Here is a 1,378-nt window from a genome sequence, read left to right on the forward strand (position 1 = left end):
CCTGATCGGCATTGCTGGCATTTTCAGCCTGTCGCAATTCAACCTGACGCTGAAAAACGTGTATGAACAACGCGTCGTCTCACTGGGCCAGCTGGATGGCGTGATYCGCGTCGTCATCCGCAACCAGCTGCTGCTGTCGAAGGCCCTCAGCGATGATCCTTCCAAACTGCCGGCCGCGATTGCGGAATCGGAACAGAACACCGAACGCGCCAACAAGCTGTGGGCGGACTATGCCGATACCTTCATCACGCAGGAAGAGAAGACCATGGCCGAGAAATTCGCCCAGGCCCGCTCCGCCTTCGTCAATGAAGGCCTGAAGCCGGCATTGGCTGCTGGACGCACTGGCGACATCGAAACCATGAAGAAAATTGTCTACGGCCGCATGGACGAAACCTTCCGCCCCGTGCGCGAGATCCTGGACGAGCTGGTGGAACTGCAGCTGCGCGAAGCGAAAAAGGACTACGACCGTTCCCAGGCCAGCTACAGCAACTTCCGCCTGGCGACCATTGGCCTGCTGGCCGGTGGCCTGGTGCTGGCCCTGGGTATTGGCTGGTGGCTGGTGCGYAGCATCACCATTCCGCTGAACCGCGCCGTGATTATCGCTGAGAGCGTCGCATCCGGCGACCTGACGCAGCACATCGAAGTCAATTCGCACGACGAAACCGGCAAGCTGCTGGCTGCATTGCGCGACATGAACAACAGCCTGTCCGGCATCGTCAGCAATGTGCGCGTTGCCACAGATTCGATCGCGACGGCATCTGCGGAAATCGCCACCGGCAATATGGACCTGTCCTCGCGCACCGAGCAGCAAGCCAGCTCGCTCGAAGAAACCGCATCGTCGATGGAAGAACTGACTTCCACCGTGCGCCAGAACGCCGACAACGCCCGCCAGGCCAACCAGCTGGCTGGCAGCGCTTCCGAAGTGGCACAGCGCGGCGGCACCGTGGTGGCGCAAGTGGTCGACAAGATGGGCGCCATCAATGAATCGGCCTACAAGATCGTCGAAATCATCGGGGTGATCGACGGCATCGCCTTCCAGACCAATATCCTGGCACTGAACGCCGCCGTTGAAGCAGCACGTGCGGGCGAACAAGGCCGCGGCTTTGCCGTGGTGGCATCCGAGGTGCGCAACCTGGCGCAACGTTCCGCCAGCGCCGCCAAGGAAATCAAGCACCTGATCGACAATTCGGTGTCGCAAGTGGAAGAAGGTAGCCGCCTGGTCGATCAAGCGGGCAGCACCATGACGGAAGTCGTGAGCAGCGTGCAGCGCGTGAGCGACATCATCAACGAAATCTCGGCCGCCAGCGGCGAACAAAGTGCCGGCATCGAACAGATCAACGAAGCCGTGGTGCAGATGGATACCGTGACGCAGCAGAAC

General features: G+C 60.7%; 1 protein-coding gene. It reads left to right on the forward strand.

From position 1 onward, the window contains the following. Positions 1-1,378 (forward strand): methyl-accepting chemotaxis protein (locus tag AB4Z11_RS31795; protein ID WP_442030180.1); only part of this gene is annotated, 1,378 nt, incomplete at both ends.

Origin of the sequence: Pseudoduganella sp. RAF53_2, assembly GCF_052113985.1 — a bacterium.
In the GTDB taxonomy this organism is placed as follows: Bacteria; Pseudomonadota; Gammaproteobacteria; order Burkholderiales; family Burkholderiaceae_D; genus Rugamonas.